General features: G+C 70.0%; 19 protein-coding genes and 1 riboswitch. Of the genes, 14 read left to right on the top strand and 5 right to left on the bottom strand.

Annotation, left to right across the window (positions count from 1 at the left end):
- The first annotated feature begins 151 nt into the window (after window positions 1-151).
- The 5 genes from RCAP_RS10255 to RCAP_RS10235 all read left to right on the top strand — a co-directional run bounded on the left by RCAP_RS10255 (window position 152) and on the right by RCAP_RS10235 (window position 9,635).
- Complete coding sequence (locus RCAP_RS10255; RefSeq protein WP_375295173.1) at window positions 152-1,993, top strand: cation-translocating P-type ATPase; 1,842 nt, start codon at window positions 152-154, stop codon at window positions 1,991-1,993.
- 487 nt (window positions 1,994-2,480) lie between these two features.
- Window positions 2,481-5,567 (top strand): M10 family metallopeptidase, encoded by a 3,087-nt coding sequence (locus RCAP_RS10250; protein ID WP_013067786.1) that lies wholly within the window; start codon window positions 2,481-2,483, stop codon window positions 5,565-5,567.
- An 86-nt stretch (window positions 5,568-5,653) separates the two neighbouring features.
- Window positions 5,654-6,892 carry an Hsp70 family protein gene (locus tag RCAP_RS10245; RefSeq protein WP_013067785.1) on the top strand — a complete coding sequence of 413 codons (1,239 nt, stop codon included), beginning with the start codon at window positions 5,654-5,656 and terminating at the stop codon, window positions 6,890-6,892.
- Window positions 6,893-7,051: 159 nt separating this feature from the next.
- Complete coding sequence (gene arsN2, locus RCAP_RS10240; protein ID WP_013067784.1) at window positions 7,052-7,513, top strand: arsenic resistance N-acetyltransferase ArsN2; 462 nt, start codon at window positions 7,052-7,054, stop codon at window positions 7,511-7,513.
- 190 nt (window positions 7,514-7,703) lie between these two features.
- Window positions 7,704-9,635 carry a Hint domain-containing protein gene (locus tag RCAP_RS10235; RefSeq protein WP_013067783.1) on the top strand — a complete coding sequence of 644 codons (1,932 nt, stop codon included), beginning with the start codon at window positions 7,704-7,706 and terminating at the stop codon, window positions 9,633-9,635.
- Between the two features lie 3 nt (window positions 9,636-9,638).
- Here the strand turns inward: RCAP_RS10235 and RCAP_RS10230 are convergent, their stop codons facing one another.
- The 3 genes from RCAP_RS10230 to cobU are packed head-to-tail and all read right to left on the bottom strand — an operon-like array spanning window position 9,639 to window position 11,916.
- Window positions 9,639-10,406 (bottom strand): adenosylcobinamide-GDP ribazoletransferase, encoded by a 768-nt coding sequence (locus RCAP_RS10230; RefSeq protein WP_013067782.1) that lies wholly within the window; start codon window positions 10,404-10,406, stop codon window positions 9,639-9,641.
- On the bottom strand, window positions 10,406-11,410 hold the full coding sequence (gene cobT, locus RCAP_RS10225) for a nicotinate-nucleotide--dimethylbenzimidazole phosphoribosyltransferase (protein ID WP_013067781.1): 1,005 nt from the start codon (window positions 11,408-11,410) through the stop codon (window positions 10,406-10,408). Before cobT ends, RCAP_RS10230 begins: the two co-directional genes overlap by 1 nt.
- A gap of 2 nt (window positions 11,411-11,412) precedes the next feature.
- Window positions 11,413-11,916 (bottom strand): bifunctional adenosylcobinamide kinase/adenosylcobinamide-phosphate guanylyltransferase, encoded by a 504-nt coding sequence (cobU, locus tag RCAP_RS10220; RefSeq protein WP_013067780.1) that lies wholly within the window; start codon window positions 11,914-11,916, stop codon window positions 11,413-11,415.
- 72 nt (window positions 11,917-11,988) lie between these two features.
- On the opposite strand from cobU, the gene RCAP_RS10215 reads away from it, so the two are divergent.
- From RCAP_RS10215 to bluB, 5 genes are read left to right on the top strand one after another with little or no spacing between them, the layout of a single operon-like run.
- Window positions 11,989-12,576, top strand: coding sequence for a histidine phosphatase family protein (locus tag RCAP_RS10215; RefSeq protein ID WP_013067779.1), 588 nt, complete (start codon window positions 11,989-11,991; stop codon window positions 12,574-12,576).
- A complete protein-coding gene (locus tag RCAP_RS10210; RefSeq protein WP_013067778.1) occupies window positions 12,573-13,370 on the top strand; it encodes a hypothetical protein in 798 nt (265 codons plus the stop codon). The genes RCAP_RS10215 and RCAP_RS10210 overlap by 4 nt, the downstream gene beginning before the upstream one ends.
- A complete protein-coding gene (gene cbiB, locus RCAP_RS10205; RefSeq protein WP_013067777.1) occupies window positions 13,367-14,311 on the top strand; it encodes an adenosylcobinamide-phosphate synthase CbiB in 945 nt (314 codons plus the stop codon). Before RCAP_RS10210 ends, cbiB begins: the two co-directional genes overlap by 4 nt.
- On the top strand, window positions 14,311-15,273 hold the full coding sequence (gene cobD, locus RCAP_RS10200) for a threonine-phosphate decarboxylase CobD (protein ID WP_013067776.1): 963 nt from the start codon (window positions 14,311-14,313) through the stop codon (window positions 15,271-15,273). Before cbiB ends, cobD begins: the two co-directional genes overlap by 1 nt.
- The gene (bluB, locus tag RCAP_RS10195) at window positions 15,263-15,886 is read left to right on the top strand and encodes a 5,6-dimethylbenzimidazole synthase (protein ID WP_013067775.1); all 624 of its coding nucleotides are present in this window, start codon (window positions 15,263-15,265) and stop codon (window positions 15,884-15,886) included. Before cobD ends, bluB begins: the two co-directional genes overlap by 11 nt.
- Here the strand turns inward: bluB and RCAP_RS10190 are convergent.
- The gene (locus RCAP_RS10190) at window positions 15,883-17,328 is read right to left on the bottom strand and encodes a cobyric acid synthase (RefSeq protein WP_013067774.1); all 1,446 of its coding nucleotides are present in this window, start codon (window positions 17,326-17,328) and stop codon (window positions 15,883-15,885) included. The genes bluB and RCAP_RS10190 overlap by 4 nt on opposite strands.
- Before the next feature lie 270 nt (window positions 17,329-17,598).
- Window positions 17,599-18,237, bottom strand: a complete 639-nt coding sequence (gene cobO / locus RCAP_RS10185) for a cob(I)yrinic acid a,c-diamide adenosyltransferase (protein WP_013067773.1) — start codon at window positions 18,235-18,237, stop codon at window positions 17,599-17,601.
- 39 nt (window positions 18,238-18,276) lie between these two features.
- Window positions 18,277-18,499, top strand: a riboswitch (cobalamin riboswitch).
- A 79-nt stretch (window positions 18,500-18,578) separates the two neighbouring features.
- Between cobO and RCAP_RS10180 the strand changes: the two genes are divergently transcribed.
- Genes RCAP_RS10180 through RCAP_RS10165 form a run of 4 tightly spaced genes read left to right on the top strand, consistent with a single transcriptional unit; the run spans window position 18,579 to window position 23,899 of the window.
- Window positions 18,579-18,956, top strand: a complete 378-nt coding sequence (locus RCAP_RS10180; protein ID WP_013067772.1) for a DUF1636 family protein — start codon at window positions 18,579-18,581, stop codon at window positions 18,954-18,956.
- Window positions 18,957-18,959: 3 nt separating this feature from the next.
- Window positions 18,960-20,006 carry a cobalamin biosynthesis protein CobW gene (gene cobW / locus RCAP_RS10175; protein WP_013067771.1) on the top strand — a complete coding sequence of 349 codons (1,047 nt, stop codon included), beginning with the start codon at window positions 18,960-18,962 and terminating at the stop codon, window positions 20,004-20,006.
- Window positions 20,006-23,263 carry a cobaltochelatase subunit CobN gene (gene cobN, locus RCAP_RS10170; protein ID WP_013067770.1) on the top strand — a complete coding sequence of 1,086 codons (3,258 nt, stop codon included), beginning with the start codon at window positions 20,006-20,008 and terminating at the stop codon, window positions 23,261-23,263. Before cobW ends, cobN begins: the two co-directional genes overlap by 1 nt.
- A gap of 6 nt (window positions 23,264-23,269) precedes the next feature.
- Window positions 23,270-23,899 carry a precorrin-8X methylmutase gene (locus RCAP_RS10165; RefSeq protein WP_013067769.1) on the top strand — a complete coding sequence of 210 codons (630 nt, stop codon included), beginning with the start codon at window positions 23,270-23,272 and terminating at the stop codon, window positions 23,897-23,899.

Raw genomic sequence — 23,899 nt, 5'->3', positions numbered from 1 at the left:
CGCCTCTTGCGGCTCTGGCCGAACCGGGGCCGATCGCGCTATGAGAGCGCGACACCCGCCCGCGCGTGGCGCGGAAAAGCGGCAGCACGGGAGGAACGGGATGACCGAGGACACGAGCAGGCTGGTTCTGACCTGGGCCACGATTGCGGCGATGGTGCTTGCCGCGGCGGGGCACTGGATCTTTCCGGGGCTGGGCGGTGGCTGGGTCGAGACGCTGGCGCTTTTGTCGGTCTTTCTGACCGGCGGGGTTCCGGCGGCCTATCGGGCGGTTGGCGCGCTGATCGAGGAGCGTCAGCTGGACATCGACCTGCTGATGGTGGTCGCGGCGCTGGCGGCGGCGGCCGTGGGGGCGGCGCTGGAAGGGGCCGTCCTGCTGACGCTGTTCAGCCTGTCGACCACGCTTGAACACCGGGCGATGGGGCGGGCACGCCGGGCGATCGAGGCGCTGATGGAGCTGCGCCCCGACCGGGCGCTGAAACGGCAGGGCGGGGACACGGTCGAGGTGGCGGTGGAAACGCTGGTGCCGGGCGATGTGGTGATCTTGCGTCCGGGCGCGCGGGTGCCGGTCGATGGTGTCATCGTCGCGGGCGAGGGGGCGATCGACGAAAGCACGATCACCGGCGAATCCGTGCCGGTGCACAAGGCCCCCGGCGCGCAGGTCTTTGAAGCCACGGTGAACCTGCATGGCGTGCTGGAAATCGAGGTCCGGCGCGAACTGGGCGAAAGCACCGTGGCGCGGATGATCGCGCTGGTGACCGAGGCGCAGGCGGCCCGTTCGCCCTCGGAGCGGTTCTCGGCCTGGTTCGGGCAGCGCTACACCGTGGCGGTTCTGCTGGCCGCGGTCTCGGCCTTTGCCGCCTTCTGGGCGATCGGGCACGGCTGGAACGCGGCGCTTTACAAGGCCGCCACGCTGCTGGTGGCGGCCAGCCCCTGCGCCATCGTGATTTCGGTTCCCGCCGCGATCCTCTCGGCGCTGTCGGTGGCGGCGCGGGGGGGCGTTCTGTTCAAGGGCGGCGCGGCCTTGGAGACGCTGGCCAAGGTCGAGACCTTTGCCTTTGACAAGACCGGCACGCTGACCACCGGCAAGCAGGAGATCGTCGATATCCACTGCGAGGGCGACGAGGCGCTGTTTCTGGCCCGTCTGGCCGGGATCGAGGCGCAATCCGAACATCCGATCGCCACGGCGATCCGCCAGCACGTCGCCGCCCGCGGCATCGTTCCGCTGCCCGTGCGCGAGGCGCGGGCCGTGCCGGGCGAGGGCATGGTGGCGGTCGATGACGAGGGGGTGATCTGGGCGGGCAATGCGCGGCTGGCGCAGCGGATGGGCGCGCGGGCGGCCGAGACGCTGGCGCTGCCTGCGGTTTTGGAAAACGCGCCGCGGACGCTGGTGCTTTTGGGGCGGGGCGCGAAGATCCTTGGCGGGGTGACCTGCGAGGACCGCCCGCGCGACAGCACCCCGGCCGGGCTGGCGGCGCTGCGGGCGGGCGGGGTCGGGCAGATCGCGATGCTGACCGGCGACCGGCGCGCGGTGGCAGAGCGGATCGGCGCCGAACTTGGCATCGGCGCGGATGAAATCCACGCCGATCTGCGCCCCGAGGACAAGGTGAAGATCGTTGCCGATCTGACCGCGCGGGGCCGGGTCGCCTTCGTCGGCGACGGGGTGAACGACGCCGCCGCGCTGGCCCGCGCCGATGTCGGCATCGCGATGGGGGTTGCGGGCTCCGAGGTGGCGCTGCAGGCCGCCGATGTCGCGCTTCTGGCCGATGACATCTCGCGGCTGTCCGAAGCGCACCGGCTGGCGGGCCGCACGGCGCGGATCATCCGGCAGAACCTTGTCTTCGCCATGGGGGCGATGGCGGTTCTGGTGCTCTCGGGGCTGTTCTTCGAGCTGCCGCTGCCGGTGGCGGTGATCGGTCACGAGGGCGGCACGGTGCTGGTGGTGCTCAACGGGCTGCGGCTGCTGGCCGACCCGATCCGCAAGGCCCGGGGCTGAGCCCCGCCGCTGATTCGGCGCCCGGCCCGCGCTGTGCTGCCCCGACCTCGTCCGATCTTGTCCCGGATCTCGTCCCGGCGGGCCCGCCCGGCCCCGGGCACGGTTCCGCCGCCGCCCCGCCGCCGCCCCGACGCGCCCGCGCCACCCCGCCGCCGCAGCGATTAACAAAGCCGGGTCCGGGCCGGGCCGCGCCAAGGATTTGTTCACCATAGAGCCGAACTTGACCCGCAATCCCGGGGCGCTCCGGCTTGCCGCAGCGCCCGGGGACCGGGTAGTTTCGATCCCGGGAAGCGGATCCTCCGGTGGCCATGAAGGCCCGTTCTTCCCCCCCGGCGCCAAAGGCGTTTCTGCTTTCCCCCAGCGCCAAAGGCGCCCTTGCTTTCCCGCGGTGCCAAAGGCGCCCCTGCTTTCCCGTTCTCGTGTCGCCGACCGGCCCGCCGGTCCGCCTTGTGCCGCGTGCCGCACGCGCCCGCTCAGGAGTGCCCGGATGCCCCTTTCGACCTTCACCGAGGACCAGGCGGTCCAGCAGCTGATCCGCGGCTATTTCGGCGGCTACACCTATGGCTGGGCGCTCGATGCCAGCCGCACGCTGACCTATTCCTTCGCCGCCGCGGTCACCACGGCCGAGCGCGCGCTGATCGAGACCGCGCTGGACAGCTGGTCCGCGGTCGCGGGCATCACCTTTGTCCGCGTCGCCAGCGGCGGCCAGATCGGCTTTCAGAACAGCGCCGCCGGGGCCTATTGCGCGATGAGCGGCACCGGCACGAACATGGTTTCGGCCACGGTCAATGTGGCCTCCTCCTGGTTCAGCAATTACGGCGGTACGCTGGGCAGCTACAGCTACCAGACCTATGTCCACGAGATCGGCCATGCGCTGGGGCTGGGCCATACCGGCAATTACAACGGCTCCGCCCGTTTCGCCACCGATGCGCTTTATGCCAATGACAGCTGGCAGACCTCGGTCATGTCCTATTTCGCGCAGACCGACAACCCGAACACCGGCGCAACCCATGCCTATCTGCTGACCCCGATGGCCTTTGACATCGCGGCGATGCGGGCGCTTTACGGCGCCCCCGCCGCGGTGCATGGCGGCAACACCACCTATGGCAGCGGCTCGACCGCGGGCGACGGGCTGGATTATCTGGCCACCGCAAGCCACCGCGCCAATGTCGCCTTCACCCTGATGGACACGGACGGCATCGACACGCTTGATTTTTCCGCCCGCGCCGAGGCGGCGCGGATCGACCTGACGCCGGGGGCGATCTCGGATCTGTTCGGGCAGCGCGGCAACATGGTGATCTATGCCGGAACGGTGATCGAACATGTCCGCAGCGGCGCCGGGGCGGACCGGATCACCGGCAACACCGCCGCCAACCGGCTGGCCGCGGGGGCGGGCAACGACACGCTTGCGGGCGGGGCGGGCGATGACACGCTTGCGGGCGAAGCAGGCGACGACCGGCTTGCGGGCGAGGGCGGCAACGATCTGCTGACCGGCGGCGCGGGGGCGGACATCTTCGCTTTCGGCACCGGCTTTGGCTCCGACACGATCGAGGATCTGGTCGCCAGCATCGATTACGTCGATCTGACCGCGATCGCCGCGATCGCCGACTGGAGCGCGCTTCTGGCGCTGATGGCCGACACGGCTACGGGCGTGCGCATCGCCACCGCCGAGGGCACGATCCTGCTTTCGGGGCTTGCGATCTCGATGCTGGATCCGACGCATTTCCTGTTTGCGGGCGGCAGCGGAACCGGGGGCGGGGGCGGGTCCGGCGGCGACGGGCTGTCGCTGGCGGGCACCGCCGGCCGCGACACGCTTCTGGGCGGGCAGGGCGCCGACACGATCGACGGCGGCGCGGGCAATGACAGCATCACCGCCGGGGCGGGCAATGACAGCGTCAGCGGCGGCGCGGGCAATGACACGATCTCGCTGCAGGAGGGCGACGACATCTTCGCCGATGGCAGCGACAGCGGCGCCGATGTCGTCTGGGGCGGGGCGGGCGATGACACGCTGACCAGCCGCGGCGGCGCCGACGCGCTGCATGGCGAGGCGGGCGACGATCTTCTTGTGGCCGGGCCGTCGGGCTGCGTCCTCTCGGGCGGGCTGGGCGATGACACGCTGCAAGGCGGGATCGCGCCGACCGGGTCAGCGACAGCGGCCGGCGCCGATGTGGTCAGCCTCGGCGCGGGCAACGACAGCTACACCGGCACCGGCGATGCGGCGACCGGGGGCGACAGCGTCTCGGGCGGCGACGGCAACGACCGGATCGAGACCGGCGCGGGCGTCGACACGATCCTTGGCGGGGCCGGGCGCGACACGATCAGCGCGGGGGCGGGCAATGACAGCGTGACCGGCGGCGCCGATGCCGACCGCATCGATCTGGGCGCGGGCGACGACATCTTCACCGACACCGCCGACACGGGCGCCGACACGGTTCTGGGCGGGCTTGGCAACGAGGTGCTGACCAGCCTGGGCGGGCGCGACAGTCTGGATGGCGGCGAGGGCAATGACAGCCTGACCGCCTCGGCGGCGGGGGGCGCGCTGCAGGGCGGTCTGGGCAATGACACGCTGCAGGGCGGTGCCGGGGCCGACGTTGCGGCGGACAGCGGCGGCAACGATCTGGTCGATCTGGGGGCGGGCAACGACAGCTACATCGCCAGCGGCGACAGCGCCGGAAATGCCGATACCGTGCGCGGCGGCGAGGGCAATGATGCGCTTTCCGGTGCGGCGGGGGCCGACAGTCTGGACGGCGGCAATGGCGACGACCGGCTGACGGGCAATGACGGCAATGACACGATCCTGGGCGGTGCCGGGCAGGATTCGATCACCGCGGGCGCGGGCAATGACAATGTCAGCGGCGGCGCCGGTGCCGACCGCATCGATCTGGGCGCGGGCGACGACATTTTCACCGATACCGCCGATGCGGGCGCCGATGCGGTTCTGGGCGGGCTCGGCAACGAGGTGCTGACCAGCCTTGGCGGCCTTGACACGCTGGACGGCGGCGCGGGCAATGACCGGCTGACCGCCTCGGATGCGGGATCGCGGCTGGCGGGCGGGCTGGGCAATGACACGCTGCAGGGCGGCGCCGGGATCGACGCCGTGACCGACACCGGCGGCAATGATCTGGTCAGCCTGGGCGCGGGCGACGACAGCTTCACCGCCACCGGCGACAGTGCCGCAAGCGCCGACACGATCTCGGCCGGGGCGGGCAATGACCGGATCTCGGCCGGGGCGGGCAACGACCTGCTGCTGGGCGAGGCGGGCAATGACAGCCTGACCGCGGGCGCGGGCAACGACCGGCTGACGGCGGGCACGGGCAACGACCTGATGACCGGGGGGCTGGGCAACGATGTCTTCATCTTCGCGACCGGCGACGGCGCCGACCGGATCACCGATTTCCGCATCGGCGTGGATGACATCGACCTGCGCGGGGTGGCGGGGCTGGACAGTTTCGCCGATCTGTCCGGCCACATGACGCAATCGGGCCGCGCCGTGGTGATCCAGGTCGACGGGCTGATGATCACGCTCGACAATGTCACGCTGGGCGCTTTGTCGGCGGGGGATTTCCTGCTTTAACCCGGACGGCGGGCGCCCCCCAGGCAGCCTCTTGCCAGAGCCGCCGAAACCCTGTAGCGGGCCTGTCTTTCCTGAAGGGGCCCGCGATGACCGACCTTGCGCTTGCGATCGACTTTGGCACGTCGAATTCCGCCGCCGCCCTCGTGCAGGACGGCCGGTTGCGCCGCCTGACGCTGGACGGCACCGCCGACACCCTGCCCACCGCGGTCTTCTTTCCGGCCGAGCCGGGGCCGATGCGGATCGGTTCCGCCGCCGTTTCGGCGCTGGTCGCGGGCGAGGAGGGGCGCTTCATGCGCGCGCTCAAAAGCGTTCTGGGCACGCCCCTTTTCCATGAACCCCGCCCGATCGGCGGGCGCCGCCGCACTCTGGCCGAGGTCGTCACCGCCTTCCTTGCGGAAACGAAAACCCGCGCCGAGGCGCAGACCGGCCTGCGCTTTTCCCGCGTCCTGGCGGGCCGTCCGGTGCATTTCCACGCCGATCCCGGCCGCGATGCCCGGGCGCTGGCCGATCTGACCGGCTGCCTTTCGGCGGCGGGCTTCACCGAGATCGGCTTTTGCCCCGAACCCGAGGCCGCCGCCCGCGCCTCGGCCGATCTGACCGGCACGCGGCTTGGTCTGATCGTCGATATCGGCGGCGGCACCTCGGATTTCTCGCTGTTTCGGGTGGTCGGCGGCCGGGTCGAGATCGTTGCCAGCCACGGCATCCGGCTGGGCGGCACCGATTTCGACCGCGCCATCGCGCTCGATCACGTCATGCCGCTGCTGGGGCAGGGCGGGCAGCTCAGGCGCGAATTCGGCCCCGGTCTGCTGCCGATGCCGAACGAGATCTTCGTCGATCTGGCGACCTGGGCGAAGATCCCCTTTCTTTACACGCAAGACACCCGCAAAGCCGTGGCGCATCTGGCGAAATTCGCCGTCGCGCCGCAGCCGATCGCGCGTCTGGCGCGGGTGATCGAGGACGAGCTGGGCCATGATCTCGCCTTCGCGGTCGAGCGCGGCAAGATCGAGGCGAATGCGGGCAAGCCCGGCGCGATGATCCGCATGGGCAAGATCGAACGCGGCCTTTACGCCGAGATCGACGCGGTCTCGATGGCGGCGGCGCTGGCGCGGGCGCGCGCGGATCTCGGGGCGGCGCTGGCGGAGACCTGCCGTCTGGCGGGCATCGCCCCGGCCTCGGTCGAGACCGCCGTTCTGGTCGGCGGCTCCAGCCTGATGGGGCTGGTCGGGCAGGCCGTCGCCGCGACCTTTCCGCAGGCCCGGCAGGAACAGGGCGATGCCTTTACCGCGGTGGTGGACGGGCTGGCGCTGACCGCCGCGGGCGCGTGAGTTTTTGACCGCTTGACCGCGCCCGCGGCTGGTCGCACAATCGCACAATCTGAACGGGTGTTGCGAAATGGATCCCGACCGAAGCCTTCGTGTCATCGCCAGTCGTCCCCTTGCCGCGACCCCCGTTGCCGTCATCCCCCCTTTCACAGGAGCCGCCCGATGCCCGAGGTCATGGTCCTGCCCGAACTGACTGCCACACCGATTGCCGGGTCCGATCCGGCCCTGGCCGAGGCGCTGGCCGCGGCCCATCTTCCGACCGAGGATCTGGCCGATCCCGGGCGGTATTTCTTTGTCTTTTCCGATGCTTCCGGGGCGATCTGCGGTTTTGGCGGCTATGAGTTGCCGGGCGGTCACGCGCTGATCCGCTCGATGGTCGTGCCCGAGACGGCGCGCGGGCGCGGCCTTGGTTCGGCGATTCTGGCGGCGCTGCTCGACAAGGTCACGGCCGCCGGCGCGCGCGAGGCCTGGCTTTTCACCAAACATGCCGCGCCGTTCTTTTCGCATCGCGGCTTCCGCGCCCGCGCCCGCTACGAAGTGCCGCCGCCGGTTCTGGCGACGAAACAGGCCAGTTCGGTCTGTCCGATCACCGCCGTGGTGATGAGCCGCCCGCTGCCGGTCTGACCCCGCCTGACCAGGGTTTGTGCGAATTTTCCCGCCTGTCTAAGGCGTTGCATGTCTTTGCCGCACTTTCGCCATATTTCTTGCGTTCCTGTTAACCTTGAAGGCGGGCAGGTCGGCAGCAGCGGACGGCCCGGGGGGGCGAAGCCCCGCAACAGGCAGGGCAGGCGCAGACCTGCACACGGGCAGAGCAATGGCGACTTACACGATCGGTGGTTACAGCGCCGCGTCGATCACTTCGAACGGCACTTCGGGCTTCTCGCTGGATCCGGGCTACGAATCGGCCAGCCAGGCAGTGACGATCACCGTCACCGACAATGACGCCTATTTCAGCGGCTCGGCGACCAGCCAGCTTGACGGCAACCAGACCGCGGTGGTGACCTCGGCCAGCGGCGCGGTGCTGGCCTCGGGGGCGGTGCGGCTGGGCACGGCGACCAGTTTCACCACCGCTTCGGGCACGACGGCGCGGATCTATGACGTCTATGTCGGCAACACGCTGGTCGGCTATGTCTCGACCTCGGCGCTGACGCCGGGCGTGGTGATGACGGTCACCGGCAGCGCCTCGGCGACCTCGACCGGGCAAACCTACAGCGGCCTGGCCAGCACGAGCTATGCCTCGACGGTGTCCTCGGCGCTGGTGGGGGGGGCGGGCAATGATTCGATCCGGGCCGGGGCGGGCAATGACACGGTCACCGGCAATGCGGGCAACGACACGATCGACGGCGGCGCGGGCAATGACCGGCTGTCGGGCAATGACGGCAACGACCTGATCCTGGGCGGCGCGGGCAATGACACGCTGGACGGCGGCGCGGGCGATGACACGCTGGCGGGCGGCGCCGGGGCGGACAGCATCACCGGCGGCTCGGGCATGGATTATGCCGATTATTCCGCCAGTTCCGGGGCGGTGACGATCGATCTGTCGCGCTGGAGCGCGGCGGGGGGCGACGCGGCGGGGGACACGCTGACCAGTGTCGACGGGGTGATCGGCTCGGCTTACGGCGACAGTCTGATCGGCTTCGACGATGCCGTCTACAGCGGTTCCGACGTCTATACGAACATCTTTTACGGCGGCGGCGGCGACGACACGATCGACGGGCGCGGCGGCAATGACATCCTTTACGGCGGCGACGACAACGATCTGATTCTGGGCGGCAGCGGCGACGACTCGCTGTTTGGCGATGCGGGCAACGACACGCTTGCGGGTGGCGCGGGCGCCGACACGCTGAGCGGCGGCGCCGGGGCCGACACTTTCGTTCTGGACGCGCAAAGCGGCGCCGACAGCATCACCGATTTCGAGTTCACGATGGTCGGCGGCAAGACCCGCGACCAGATCGACGTCTCGGGGCTGCGCGACGATCAGGGCAATCCGGTGAACTGGGACGATGCGGTGATCGGCTCGGACGCCAATGGCAATGCGGTGATCACCTTTCCGACGGTGACCGGCGGGCCGGTGATCACCCTTGTCGGGACCCCGTTCGACCAGATCAGCCGGCCGCTTCTGCATGCGATGGGGGTGCCCTGTTTCACCGCCGGAACCCTGATCGAGACGCCGCGCGGCCCGGTTCCGGTCGAAAGCCTGCGCGCGGGCGATCTGGTGGTGACGCGCGATCGCGGCGCGGTGCCGGTGCTCTGGTCCGGGGGGCGGTCGCTTGAGGCGGCCGATCTGGCGGCGGAACCGGGCTTGCTGCCGGTGGCGATCCGCGAAAATGCGCTGGGGCGGCACGGGGCGTTGCTTCTGTCGCCGCAGCATGCGGTGCTGGCGCTGACCGATCAGGGCGAGCGTCTGGTGCGGGCGCGGCATCTGGCCGGGCTGAACGACCCGCGCTTTCGCATCGCGCGCGGCAAGCGTCGCGTCAGCTATCACCATATCCTGCTGGAGCGGCACGGCATCGTCACGGCAAACGGGCTCGCCTGCGAGTCGCTTTATCCCGGGCCGATGGCGCTGGCGGCGCTGGGGCCTGCGGCGCGGATCTCGATCGCGCTGGCGCAGCCCTGGCTGGCCGGGGTGGTGCTGGGGACCGAGGACGCCGCCGCGGTCTATGGCCCGACCGCGCGGCCGCTGGCCTTGCGGCGCGGCCTGCGGCTGCTCGATCCGGGGGCGCTGCCGCGTCGGCGCGTCGCCTGAGCCTCAGCTCAGCGCCGCCGCCAGCACCAGCCAGCCGCCGATCTCGGCCAGCTGCTGCGCCGTGCCCAGAACGTCGCCGGTCTGCCCGCCGATCTTTGCCCGCGCCACCAGCGCAAGACCGGCCACCAGCGCGCCCTGCACGATCAGCAGCGGCACGACCGGCAGGCCCAGCCCGAAAGCGGCGCCGATCGCCACCGCCCCGCCCGCGATCACCCGTTGCCACGCCGCGCCCGAGGCATAGCGGCCCATCCCGTCCGGCCGCGCCGCGGGCAGCCCCGCCATCAGCACCCCGCAAGCCGCCCGCGACAGGATCGCGAGCCCGATCAGCCCCGCCATCGCCAGCGCGGGCGAAGCCGCAGCCAGCGCCGCCACCCCCTGCCAGCGCAGACCGAGCGAGAGCACCAGCGCCGTGACGCCATAGGACCCGATCCGGCTGTCGCGCATGATCTCGAGCCTGCGCGCCACCTCGCGCCCGCCCCAGAAGCCGTCCGCCACATCGGCCAGACCGTCCTCATGCAGCGCGCCGGTGATGACGACCTGCAGCGTCACCGCCAGACCCGCCGCCAAAGCGGGCGGCAGGCCAAGCGCCAGCATGGCGAAAAGGGCAAGGGCGGAGATCGCCCCCACCACCAGCCCGGCCAAGGGATAGGCCCAGACCGATTGCGCCAGCGTCGGCGCCGGATCGGCCAGACGCGGCATCGGCAGGCGGGTGAGCAAAAGCACCGCCAGATGCGCCTCGCTCAGCCGCGCCCTGATCCAGCCCCGCGCCATCAGGCGGTGATGCCCGCTTCGGCATAGGTCACCATGCCGTTGTGACATTCCAGCGCCGCGCGCACCACACCCAGCGCCAGCGCCGCGCCGGTGCCTTCGCCAAGCCGCATCTCCATTTGCAACAGCGCGCGCTTGCCCATCGTGGTCAGCACCTTCTGATGTCCCGGCTCGGCCGAGGTATGGCCGACGACGCAGTGATCCAGAAGCCGCGGATCGACCTTGAAGAGGGTGGAAACCGCCGCGGTCGAGATGAACCCGTCGAGGATCACCGGGATCCGTGCCGCCCGCGCCCCCAGAACAGCCCCGCACATCGCGGCGATCTCGCGCCCGCCAAGCGCGGCGAGCGTCTCCATCCCGCCAAGCCCGCCATGCAGCGCCAGCCCCTTGTCGATCGCGGCAATCTTGCGCGCGATCCCGGCCGCATCGGACCCGGTGCCCGGGCCGACGAAATCCTTGGCCGTGCCGCCGTAAATCGCGGCCGCCAGCGCCGCCGCGATGGTCGAATTGCCGATCCCCATCTCGCCGATGATCAGCGCATCGGCCGTCACATCCACCGCGCCCGCGCCCACGTTCAGCGCCGCCACCGTCTCGGCCTCGGTCATCGCCGGGCCTTGGGTGAAATCCTGCGTCGGCCGGTCCAGATCGAGCGAGATCACCTGCAGATCGGCGCCCGCCGCCCGGCACAGCTGGTTGATCGCCGCGCCGCCCATCTCGAAATTCTTCACCATCAGATGCGTGACTTCTTGCGGGAAGACGTTCACGCCCTGCGCGCAGACGCCGTGATTGCCCGCAAAGCACAAAGCCTGCGCCTTGGTGATGGTCGGGCGTTCGGTCGCCCGCCAGGCCGCCCAATGCAGCGCCAGCTCCTCCAGACGGCCGAGCGAGCCCACCGGCTTCGTCAGGCTGTTCTGCCGCGCAAGCGCCGCCGCACGGGCGGCCTCGTCGGCCACGGGCAGCCGGTCGGCCAGGGTGGAAATCTCGGCAAAGGAATTGAGCTGCAGCATACCTATTTCACCTTCATTGGCAGGCCCGCGACGGTGAAGACGACTTCGTCCGCCGCCGCTGCGACCCATTGGTTGAGATGGCCCGCATTGTCGCGGAACGCACGGGCGAGACGGTTGTCGGGCACGATGCCCAGACCCACCTCGTTGGTGACAAAGACGACCGGTGCCGTCAGTTCGGGCAGGACCGCAAGAAGCCGCTTTGCCGCAGCCTCCCAGTCGTGATCGCCCAGCATCAGATTGGTCAGCCACAGCGTCAGGCAATCGATGAGCCGCGGCGCATCGTCGGTCTCGCGCAAGGCCGTCACAAGATCGAGAGGTTCCGCCCGCGTCACCCATTCCGGGCCGCGCCGGGCCTGATGCGCGGCGATCCGCTCGGCCATTTCGTCATCCCAGATTTCCGAGGTGGCGATGTAATGCGCGGGCTGACCCAGCGCCAGCGTGCGGGCCTCGGCATAGCTGCTTTTGCCCGAACGGGCGCCGCCGGTGACGAGAAGGGTGAAAGCCATGCCGCGTTGCCTCTTGTTCCTTGCGGCGGAAAAAAGCAGAAACGGCGGCGGACCGAAAGGAGAAATGCAAGGATGCAGGCAACTGGGCAGGCGGATGTCACGACCGAGCTTTGGCTGATCCGCCATGCGCCCGCGCGTCACGAGGGGCGGCTGGCGGGGCGGCGCGATGTGCCCTGCGATCTGCCCGGCGAAGAGGTGCTGGCCTCGCTTCGCGCCGCGGTGGGGATGGCAAGCCTTGTGTGCTCGCCCGCGGCGCGCTGTCAGCAGACGGCGGCGGCGCTGTGGCCCGGGGTCGAGCCGCGGCTGGATGCGCGGCTCTGGGAGCAGGATTTCGGCGCCTGGGAAAACCGCCCCTTTGCGGAATTGCCCGATATCGGGCTGATGCCTTTGGCCGAGGTGGCCACGCATCGCCCGCCCGGCGGCGAAAGCTACGCCGAGCAATGCGCCCGCGTCGCGCCGGTGCTGCGCGAGCTGGCGGGGCAGGGCGGGCGGATCGCCGTTGTCGCCCATGCGGGGGTTGTGCGGGCGGCGTTGTCGCTGGCGCTTGGATCGGTGCCTGCGGGGCTGGCCTTTCAGGTGGCGCCGCTCTCGGTGACGCGGCTTGTTGCGGTGCCGGGCGGGCTTTGGTCGATCGCGGGCGTGAACCGGGTTTTCGGATGAGACCCGCGCTGCACATTCCCGGCCATTTCGGCGAGTGGCTGCAGGGGCGGCTGGGGGCCGAGGGTCCGGTGGTGCTGGTGACGCTGCCCGCGCCACTTCTGGGGCTGGATCTGCGCTATCGGCCCGGCCCGGGGCTGTCGCTGCGGGGGGCGGGGCTGACTCCCGCGCGGGCGCGGCGGTTTCTGGCGCTGCTCGGGCTTTCCTTGCGCGGGCGGATCGTGCTTTGTCCCGCGGTGGCGCCGGGGCTTGGCACCGGGGTTTCCACCGCTTCGCTGGTGGCTTTGGCGCGGCTGGCCGGGTGGGACGGGGCGCCCGGGCTTCTGGCGCGGGCCTGTGTGGCGGCCGAGGGGGCCTCTGATCCGCTGATGTTTGCGGCGCCGGAACGGATGCTCTGGGCCTCGCGGCAGGGGCGGGCGCTGGCGGCGCTGCAAGCGCTGCCGCGCTACGAGATCCTGGGCGGATTTCAGGGCGCCCCGGCCCGGACCGAGGCCGCCGACAGCGCCTTTCCCGAGGTGGGCGACCTTGTGGCGCGCTGGCAGCGGGCGCAGGGGCTGGCCGAATTTGCCGCAATCGCCACGGAAAGCGCCGCGCGCTGCAGTGCGCTGCGCGGCCCCGCGGGCGAGGTTGCGCCGCAGCTGGCCGCCGATCTGGGCGCGCTTGGCTGGTTGCGGGCACATACCGGGGCGGCGCGCGGGCTGATCTTTGCGCCCGGGCAGGTGCCCGCGGGGGCAGAGGCGGTCTTGCGCGCGGCGGGCTGGCGGGGCCTTGTGCGGATCAGGGGGGGCGGGCGATGAACTTTGCCGCGATGATGGTGGTGGCGATCGGGATCGATCTGGCGCTTGGCTGGCCCGACGCGCTTTACAAGCGCATCGGCCATCCGGTGACCTGGATCGGCGCGCTGATCGCGCGGCTGGAAAAGGGCTGGAATTTCAAGGGCCGCCTGCGCCGTCTGCGCGGGGTGCTGGTGGCGCTTGCGGTGATCGGCACCACGGTGGTCATCGCACTGGCGGTCCAGCTCTGGCTGCCCGCGGGCTGGCCGGGGGTGCTGATCGGCGGCATCCTTGCCTGGCCCTTCGTCGCGCTGCGCTCGATGCATGATCACGTTGCTGCCGTGGCGAAACCGCTGATCGCGGGTGATCTGCCCGGCGCGCGACAGGCGGTCTCGATGATCGTCGGGCGCGATCCGAGCCAGCTGGATCAACCGGGCGTCGCCCGTGCCGCGCTGGAAAGCCTGGCCGAGAACAGCTCGGACGGGATCGTCGCGCCCCTGTTCTGGGGCTGCGTCGCGGGGCTGCCCGGCATTGCCGGGTACAAGGCGATCAACACGCTTGATTCGATGATCGGCCACCGCACCGACCGCTACGAGGAATTCGGCTGGGCCTCGGCGCGGATCGACGATCTGGTGAACCTGATCCCGGCGCGTCTGACCGGGCTCTTCTTCGCGCTTGCCTCGCCCTGCCGGGCGCGGGCGCTGGCGGTGATGGCGCGCGATGCAAGGTCGCATCGTTCGCCCAATGCGGGCTGGCCCGAAGCCGCGATGGCGGGCGCGCTGGCGGTCCGCCTGTCCGGGCCGCGCATCTATGCCGACCGGGTCGCAAACGAACCGTGGCTGAACGGCACCGCCCCCGATCCGCGGCCCGCAGACCTGGCCCGCGGGCTTGCGCTTTACCGCCGCGCGATGGCAGGGATGACGCTGGTCATCGGCCTTGTGGCCGTTTTGTGGAGTGTTTCTTGATGCGCGATCATGGTGGCAACAGCGACGCGGCCCGGGCGCAATATGGCGGCGAGGACTGGATCGATCTGTCCACCGGCATCAACCGCCAGCCCTGGCCGGTGCCCGATCTGCCCGCCCATGTCTGGACCGATCTGCCCACCGCCACGGCCAAGGCGGCGCTTCTGGACGCCGCGGCTGCGGCCTTTGGCACCCCGGCGCCCGGGGTGGCGCTGGCCGGGGCGCAACAGGCGATCCAGCTGATCCCGCGTCTGTGGGCCCCGGGGCGGGCGCGGGTGCTGGGCCCGACTTACAACGAACATGCGGCGGCGCTGCGGGCGGCGGGCTGGCAGGTCGAGGAAGTGTCCACCCTTGGCGCGCTGGCGGGGGCCGATCTGGCGGTGGTGGTGAACCCCAACAACCCCGATGGCCAGCGCCATCCGGCGGCGGCGCTGCGGGCGCTGTCGCTGCAGGTCGGGCGGCTGGTGGTGGATGAAAGCTTCGCCGATGCCTCGCCCGCGGCTTCGGTGACCGCCAAGGCCAGCCGCCGGATGCTGGTTCTGCGCTCGTTCGGCAAGTTCTACGGGCTGGCCGGGCTGCGGCTGGGCTTTGTCTTTGCCGATGCGGCGACGGTGGCGGCGCTGTCCGAGATGGCGGGCCCCTGGCCGGTCTCGGGTCCGGCGCTGGAGATCGGCCGCCGGGCGCTTCTCGACCGCAACTGGGCGATGGCGACGGCGCTGCGGCTGGGGGCGGAAACGATGCGGATGGATGCGCTGGCGGCGCGGGCGGGCTGGCGGCTGGTCGGGGGCACGGCGCTCTTTCGCACCTATGCCACGCCCGATGCGGCAGCGGCCCAGGACCATCTGGCCCGGGCCCGGATCTGGTCGCGGGTCTTTCCCTATGCGGCGGACTGGCTGCGCCTGGGTCTGCCCGGCAACGAGAGCGAATGGATGCGACTGGAAAAGGCCCTGACGAATGAACTTTGAACAGACCCACCGCGACGCGTTGACCGAGGTGTTGCGCTGGCGCCGCGACGTGCGCCATTTCCGCCCCGATCCGATCGACGAGGCGGTGATCGACCGGCTGCGCGCGGTGATGGACATGGCCCCCTCGGTCGGCAATGCGCGGCCCTGGCGGGTGATCCGGGTGGACAGCCCGGCGCTGCGGGCCGAGGTGCTGGCGAATTTCAACGCCGCGCGCGCGGCGGCGGGATCTGCCTACGCGGGCGAACAGGCCGAGGCCTATGCGACCTTGAAACTGCAGGGCATCGATCAGGCGCCGTTGCAGCTGGCCGTCTTCACCCATCGCGATCCGGCCGCGGGGCATGGGCTGGGCCGCGCCTCGATGCCGGTGACGCTGCAGCAATCGACGGCGATGGCCATTCACACGCTCTGGCTTGCCGCGCGGGCGGAAAACCTTGGCCTCGGCATGGTCTCGGTGCTGGACCCGAAGGCGGTCGAGCGGCTTCTGAATGCGCCGCCCGATTGGGACTTCGTCGCCTGGCTCTGCATCGGGGTGCCCGAATTCACCGATGACACGCCGCTTTTGCACCGGGCGGGCTGGCAGGAAAACCTGCCGACCGAATGGGAGCGGCGCTAACGCGCCAAGGCCAGAATCCCGGTCACGTCGAGATGCGTCTCGAGGTGATCGGCGAGCGCGTCGAGCGCCGCTTCGACCCCCGCGGCATGGCTCTGCCCCGAGGCGCGGATGCCAAGCCCGCGCAGAAAGGCCGCGCGGAACGCATCGGCGCCGAAAAGCCCGTGCAGATAGCTGCCGATGACCCGGCCATCGGCCGACATCGCGCCTTCGTTCTGGCCCTCGACGATGGCAAAGGGCCGGGCGCGGTCGGCCCCCTCGGTGCGGCCGATGTGGATTTCATAGCCTTCGACCGCGAGCCCCGACCCGGCATGGGTGGCCCGCACCCGCGTCAGCCGCTTGTCGGGCGTCATCACCGTCTCGACGTCGAGCAGGCCCAGACCGGGGGTGGTGCCCGCAGGCCCCTCGATCCCCTCGGGATCGGCGACGCTCCGGCCCAGCATCTGATAGCCGCCGCAGATGCCGAGCACATGGCCGCCGCGCCGGACATGGGCGGCAAGGTCGATGTCCCAGCCCTGTTCGCGCAGAAAGGCCAGATCGCCGCGGGTGGATTTTGACCCCGGAAGGATCACCAGCCGCGCCTCGGCCGGGATCGGCTGGCCGGGCTGCACCATCACCATCCGCACCCCGGGCTCGGCCGCAAGCGGGTCGAGATCGTCGAAATTGGCAATGCGCGACAGCGTCAGGCAGGCGATCACCGTTCCCCCGGTCGCGGGGCCCGAGGCGATGTCAAGCGCATCTTCGGCGGGCAGCTTGTGGGCAAGCGGAAACCACGGCAGCGTGCCGAAACCGCGCCAGCCGGTGCGGGCCCCGATCAGCCGGTAGCCGTCGTCGAAAAGCGTAACATCGCCGCGGAACTTGTTGATCAGAAAGCCGGAAATCATCTCGGCATCAGCGGGGTCAAGCACCGCTTGCGTGCCGACGATCTGCGCGATGACGCCGCCGCGGTCGATGTCGCCGACCAGCACCACAGGCACATCGGCCGCCCGCGCAAAGCCCATGTTGGCAATGTCGCCCGCGCGCAGATTGACCTCGGCCGGGCTGCCCGCGCCCTCGACGATCACCAGATCATGGGTCGCCTTGAGCCGGTTGAAACTTTCCAGAACCGCCCCCATCAGCTGCGGTTTCAGCGTCGCATAAACGCGCGCCCGGGTGGTGGTGAGCCGCTTGCCCTGCACCACGACCTGCGCACCAACGTCACTTTCGGGCTTCAAGAGGATCGGGTTCATGTCGGTCACGGGCTCCAGCCCGCAGGCCAGCGCCTGCAGCGCCTGCGCGCGGCCGATCTCGCCGCCATCTGCGGTGACGGCGGCATTGTTCGACATGTTCTGCGGCTTGAAGGGCGCCACCGTCAGCCCCCGCCGCCGCGCCGCCCGGCACAGACCGGCGACCAGCATCGACTTGCCGACATTCGAGCCCGCGCCCTGGATCATCAAGGCGGTCATGACACCCTCCCGGCGCGCATGGGGACCCTGCAGGAGCCTCCGGCGGGGATATTTATTGGCAAGATGAAAGCGCAGTCGCAAGAAAGTGGGCGACGCGCCTTGGGCCGCTTGCGCGGGGAAGACGCGCCGCTTTCACCTTGCACGGTCATCGGGATCCCTCCCTGTACCGTGTTGCCAGCTTGCCCGATCATGGTTACCAAATCCCTAACGCTCTGTTTCATCTTGCCACAAATATCCCGGGGGTCCGGGGGCAGCGCCCGGCCTTTGAGATCAGAACTCGACCCCCGGCTGGCCCTTGATGCCTGCCCGGAACGGGTGCTTCACCTGACCCATCTCGGTCACTAGATCGGCCGCCTCGATCAGCGCTTCGGCGGCATTGCGGCCGGTCAGCACGACATGCGTCCTCTCGGGCCGCTCGTCGCGCAAAAACGCCAGCACCTCCTCGACATCGAGATAGCCATAGCGCAGCGCGATGTTGATCTCGTCCAGAAGCACCAGCCGGATTTCGGGATCACGGATCAGCTCCTTCGCCTTTTCCCAGCCCGCGACGGCCGCCGCGATGTCGCGCTCGCGGTCCTGGGTTTCCCAGGTGAAGCCCTCGCCCATCGCATGGAACTGGCACAGATCGCCGAAATGCGTGGTCAGAAGCCGCCGCTCGCCGGTGTCCCAGGCGCCCTTGATGAACTGCACCACCGCGCAGGGCATCTGATGCGCGATGCAGCGCAGAATCATCCCGAACCCGGCCGAGCTTTTGCCCTTGCCCGAGCCGGTATGAACGATGATCAGCCCCTTTTCCCCCGATTTCCCCGCCATGATCTTGTCGCGGGCGGCTTTCTTCTTCGCCATCTTCACCGCATGCCGGGCCAGTTCGTCCGGTCCGGTCTCGGGGCTGTCGTTTTCGGGCGTCATCGGGGCGGTCCTCGCGCTTGACAATAGATCGCGTCTTGGCCACTCAGGGCGGGCGCTGGTTTCTGTCCTATGACAGGCGAAGAGGGAATGTGAAGGGAATTGCGACGGCTTTGCCGCGAAACCCGACCGCAGCCGCCCCCGCGACCGTGACCGGAGAGGGCGCCCCGAGGCCACTGGCACCAGCCGGGAAGGCGGGGCGACCGTGAGGGGACCCCCCCTCGCATCCGCAAGCCGGGAGACCTGCCAGCGCATGGATTTCGGGCGGACGGGGTGTTCCGCGACCGGGGGCAGGGCGCTGCGCTCTCACTCTGGCCGTTCCCCCAACCCCAAGAGGAGGGGCGATGGCCACCACGCTGCATGTCTGCACCACCTGTCGCGGCACCGCCGCGGCGCCGCTGGCCGAGGAGGCCGGGCCCCGTCCGGGCGAACTTCTGGCCCATGCGCTTTCCGCGCTGCCCGTGCCCGAGGGGGTGACGGTGGTGCCGGTCGAATGCCTTTCCGCCTGCACCCAGGGCTGCGCCGTCGCGCTCTCGGGCCCGGGCAAATGGTCCTATGTCTATGGCCGTCTCGATCCGCGCGACGCCGACACGATCCTGACCGGCGCCGCCCAGTTCGAGGCCGCCGAGAAGGGCCTGATCCCCTGGCGCGAACGCCCGGAAATCTTTCGCAAGCAATGCCTTGCCCGTATCCCCCCGCAAATCGTCCCGTCTCAGGAGTGAGCCATGTCCGATCTGACCAAAATCCCCGTCACCGTGATCACCGGCTTTCTGGGCGCGGGCAAGACCACGCTCATCCGCCATCTGATGGCCAATCCCGAGGGCCGCAAGCTCGCCGTTCTGGTCAATGAATTCGGCACCGTCGGCGTCGATGGCGAGATCTTGCGCCAATGCGCCGATGAAAACTGCCCCGATGAAAACATCGTCGAACTGGCGAATGGCTGCATCTGCTGCACCGTCGCCGATGAATTCATCCCGACGATCGAGGCGCTGATGGCCCGGCCCGTCCGCCCCGATCACATCCTGATCGAGACCTCGGGGCTGGCTTTGCCGAAGCCGCTTCTGAAGGCCTTCGACTGGCCCGCGATCCGCTCGAAGATCACGGTGGACGGGGTGATTGCTGTGGCCGATGCCGAGGCCGTCGCCGCGGGCCGCTTTGCCCCCGATGTCGCCGCCGTCGATGCCCAGCGTCAGGCCGATGACATCATCGACCATGAAACGCCCCTTTCCGAGGTCTTCGAGGATCAGATCGCCTGCGCCGATATCGTGCTTTTGTCGAAAGCTGATCTGGCCGGGGCCGAGGGTCTGGCCACGGCCCGCGCGCTGATCGAGGCGGAACTGCCGCGCAAGCTGCCGATCCTGCCGCTGACCGAAGGCGTGATCGATCCGAAGGTGATCCTGGGCCTTGGCGCCGCCGCCGAGGATGATCTGGCTGCCCGGCCCAGCCATCACGACGATCACGACGATCACGAGCATGACGATTTCGACACGGTGGTGATCGAACTCCCGGAAATCGCCGATCCGGCGGCGCTGGTGGCCGCGATCGAACGGCTGGCGCGCGAGCAGAACATCCTGCGCGTCAAGGGGCACATCGCCGTTGCGGGCAAGCCGATGCGGCTTTTGGTGCAGGCCGTGGGGGAACGCGTGCGGCATCAATATGACCGGCCCTGGGGCACGGAGGCCCGCCGCTCGGCGCTGGTGGTGATCGCGGAACATCACGATGTCGACGAGGCGGCGATCCGCGCCGTGCTGCTGGGTGGGGTCGCCGCCTGATGCATGTCGTCTTCCGCGAAAGCCACGGGCTCGAGGAAACCGCGGTGCCGACCGATCTGGGTCAGCGCCCGGCGGATCTTGTGGTGCTGTCGCTCTCTGACAGCGATCTGGGGGCTTTCGCGGCGGGCTGGAAACGCGCGGGCGGGCGGCTGCCCTCGCTGCGGCTGGCCAATCTGGTGGCGCTGAAACATCCGATTTCGGTCGATACTTACGTTGAAAACACGCTGTCGGGGGCGAAGGGGATCCTGATCCGGCTGATCGGCGGCGAGGCTTACTGGCCCTATGGTCTGGCCTCGGTGCAGGATCTGTGCCGCCGCAAGGGGATTGCCTTGGCCGTCCTTCCCGCCGATGGCCGCGCCGATGACCGGCTCGATGCGCTCTCGACCCTGCCGGTTTCGACGCTGCGGCGGCTCAAGGAGCTTTGCGATGCGGGCGGCGCGGTGGCGGCGCAGGCGGCCTTGGCGCAGCTGGCCCTGGCCTCCGGCCTTTACGCCCCCCCGGTGCCGGGCGACAAGCGCCTGCCCGACTGGGGGTTTTACGACCCGGCCGCGGGCGTGATCCCCGCGCCCGAGGGGGACGGCCCCCTGGCGCTGGTCAGCTTCTACCGCTCTTATCTGACCGCCGCCGATACCGCGCCGATCGATGCGCTGATCCATGGCCTGCGCGCGCGCGGTTTCGCGGCTTGCGGCCTCTTTGCGCCCTCGCTCAAATCCGAGGGGCTGGGCGATGCGCTGCAAGCCCGGCTGGACGGCCGCGCCCCCGCGCTCGTCGTCAACGCGACCGCCTTTTCGGCGCAGGGCGCGGATGGCACGACGCCCTTTGACCGCTATGATGTGCCGGTGTTTCAGGTCGCGCTCTCCACCGCCCGCAAGCGCGACTGGGCCTTGGCCGACCGCGGCCTTTCGCCTGCCGATCTGGCCATGCATGTCGTGCTGCCCGAGGTCGATGGCCGTCTGTTCGCCGGTGTCGTCTCCTTCAAGGCGCCCGAGCCGCGCGACCCCGATCTGGAATTTTCCCGCTTCGCCCATCGCCCCGATCCGGCGCGGGTCGAGGCCGCGCTGGACCGGATCTGCGGCTGGCACCGCTTGCGGCAAACCCCGGCGGCGGATCGCAAGCTGGCGGTGGTGCTGTCCACCTATCCCGGCCGGTCCTGGCAGATGGCCCATGCGGTGGGGCTGGATGCGCTCGCCTCGACCGAGGCTTTGCTGGCCCAGCTTGCGACCGAGGGCTATGCGATTGCCCCCGGTGCCGCACTTGAGACACTGACGACCGCGCGTCTGACCTGGCCGCTTTCGGATTATCTCACCGCGCTGGACACCCTGCCTGAAAAGCTGCGCGCCGATCTGACCGCGGCCTGGGGGCCGCCCGAGGCTGACCCCGCCTGCGCCGACGGTGCCTTTCACTTCGCCGCCCTGCGCCGCGGCGCCGCGCTGATCGCGCTGCAGCCCGAACGCGGCGATGTGCAAACCCGCGACGGCGAGTATCACGACCTGTCCCGCGTGCCGCGGCATGGCTATGTCGCCTTTTATCTCTGGCTGCGGGCCTTGGGCCTCGACGCGCTGGTGCATATGGGCGCGCATGGCACGCTCGAATGGCTGCCGGGCAAGGCCGTTGCGCTGTCGGAAAGCTGCTGGCCTGAGGCGCTTTGCCCGCTGCCCGTCATTTATCCCTTTATCGTCAATGACCCGGGCGAGGCGGCGCAGGCGAAACGGCGCCTTTCGGCCGTGACTTTGGGCCATCTGCCGCCGCCCCTGTCGCAAGCCGCCGTGCCCGAGGGGATGGCGCGGCTCGAACGGCTTTTGGACGAATATTCCACCGCCGACGGGTTGGACCCGGCCCGGCGCGACCGGCTGATCGCCGACATCCGCGACGAGGCCCGCGCGAGCGGCGTCGAAGACGATCTGGGCATTCCCGCCACCGCCTCGGCCGCGGAAGCGATCACCCGCATCGACCGTTTTGTCTGCGATATCAAGGAAAGCCTGTTTGGCGACGGGCTGCATGTGCTGGGGCAGGGCGCCTGCGGGGCTGCCGAACAGGCGGGGCTTTCGGCGGCCTTGGCGGGCAAACGCGTGCCCCCCGGCCCCTCGGGCAGCCCGGCGCGCGGGCGCGCGGACGTGCTGCCGACCGGGCGCAACCTGTTCTCCGTCGATCCCCGGGCGGTGCCCAGCCGTGCCGCCCATGCCCAAGGCGTGAAGCTGGCCGAGGAGCTGCTTCGAAAACATCTGCAGGATCATGGCGACTGGCCGCGCGGTCTGGTCGTCGATCTTTGGGGCTCGGCCACGATGCGCACCGCGGGCGAGGAATTCGCCATGGCGCTGCATCTGGCCGGTCTGAAACCGGTCTGGGACGAGGGCGCCGCCCGGGTTTCGGGGGTCGAGGTGATCGCGCTTGCGCTTCTGGGCCGCCCACGCATCGACGTGACCCTGCGCGTTTCGGGCCTTTTCCGCGATATCTTCCCCGGCCTTGCGCAGCTCTTCGAGACCGGCGCCGAGGCGCTGGCCACGCGCGAGGAAACGCCCGAGGACAACCCCTACCGGGCTGCGGCCCCGCGCGTCTTCGGGCCGCGTCCCGGCCAATACGGGCTGAACATGGGCCCGGCGCTGGAGGCCTTTACCCCCGAAGCCCGCGCAAGGGCCGGCGAGGCCTGGCTGGCGGCCTCCTCCTACACGATTGACAAGAAAGGCGAAATCCGCTCCGACCGGGCGGGGCTGGAAGCCCGCCTGATGGGGGCCGACAGTTTCGTGCATGCCCAGGATCTGCCCGAAAGCGATATCCTGCTGGCCTCGGATTACGCCGCGCATGAGGCCGGGTTTGCCGCCGCCCTTGCGCGTCTGGGCGCCGAGGCCCCGGCGCTTTATCATCTGGACGCCACCGACCCGACCCGGCCCCGCGCCCGCTCGCTGCCCGAGGAGATCGCCCGCGTCGTGCGCGCGCGCGCCGCGAACCCGGCCTGGGCCGATGGGATGATGCGGCACGGCTTCCGCGGCGGGGCGGAAATCGCCGCGACGCTCGACCACATGGCGGCTTTCGCGCATCTGGCCCAAGTCGTGCCCGCGCATCTGTTCGACCTTTACCACGAGGCGACGCTGGGCCGCGACGAGGTGCGCGACTTTCTGGCCCGCGAAAACCCCGAGGCGCTGGCGGCGATGCGCGATCTGTTTCAACGCCTGGCCGAGGCGGGCCTCTGGCTGACGCGGCGCAATTCGATTGCGGCAAGCCTCGAGGAAAGGCTAGAAGCGCGCCAACCCGAAGGATGACCCCCGATGCCCCATGAGTATGAAAAGGACGGCGCGAAGATCTACGTGCAATCCTTTGCCACGATCCGCGCCGAGGCCGATCTGGCCCGCTTCACCCCCGAGGAAGAGGTGGTGGTGGTCCGCATGATCCATGCCGCCGGGATGGTCGGGCTGGAAAACCACGTCCGCTTCGCGCCCGGCATGGCGATTGCCGCCCGCGCGGCGCTGGAGGCGGGGGCGCCGATCCTCTGCGATGCGCGGATGGTCTCCGAAGGCATCACCCGCGCGCGTCTGCCCGCGAAGAACGAGGTGATCTGCACGCTGCAAGACCCGCGCGTGCCTGCGCTGGCGCAGGAGATGGGGAACACCCGCTCTGCCGCGGCGCTGGAGCTGTGGCGGCCGAAGCTGGAAGGCGCGGTGGTGGCGATCGGCAATGCGCCGACGGCTTTGTTCCATCTTCTCAACATGCTCGAAGACCCGGCCTGCCCGCGCCCGGCGGCGATCATCGGCTGTCCGGTGGGCTTCATCGGCGCGGCGGAATCGAAAGCCGCGCTGGCCGTGGCCAATCCGGTGCCCTGGGTGATTGTCGAGGGACGGCTGGGCGGCTCGGCGATCACCGTGGCCGCGGTGAATGCGCTGGCCTGCCGGAAGGAATAG

This window comes from Rhodobacter capsulatus SB 1003 (genome assembly GCF_000021865.1).
Taxonomy (GTDB): Bacteria; Pseudomonadota; Alphaproteobacteria; order Rhodobacterales; family Rhodobacteraceae; genus Rhodobacter; species Rhodobacter capsulatus_B.
The sequence above is the reverse complement of the archived record's forward strand: the minus strand, read 5'-3'. Positions and strand labels throughout refer to the sequence as shown.